Source organism: Microbacterium sp. UBA3486 (genome assembly GCF_002377845.1).
GTDB classification, from domain to species: domain Bacteria; phylum Actinomycetota; class Actinomycetes; order Actinomycetales; family Microbacteriaceae; genus Microbacterium; species Microbacterium maritypicum_A.
The window spans coordinates 27,905-28,123 of record NZ_DFQP01000014.1; the positions used below are offsets into that span (position 1 = coordinate 27,905).

At 74.4% G+C, this 219-nt stretch carries 1 protein-coding gene; it reads right to left on the minus strand.

All coding sequences use genetic code 11. The features are described 5' to 3' along the window. On the minus strand, positions 1–219 hold a 219-nt coding region (locus B2869_RS01860; protein WP_292762014.1), incomplete at both ends, for a hypothetical protein.

Genomic DNA, 219 nt, shown 5'->3' on the forward strand with positions numbered 1-219 from the left:
GCAGACGGCCACCGTGCCGAGCAGTGCGCTGAGCAGACCCGTCGCGCTGCCGACCGACAGGGACTTCGCGGCCACCGACCCTGAGGCCTCGACCAACCCGAACCCCGATCCGGCGACGACAGCCGCGGTGATGAACACGGCGGGCGTGCCGGCCAGGGCCACGGCGACGATCGCGGCGGCCTGGAGGGCGCTGCCGAGCATCAGCACGGTGCGCGGAGG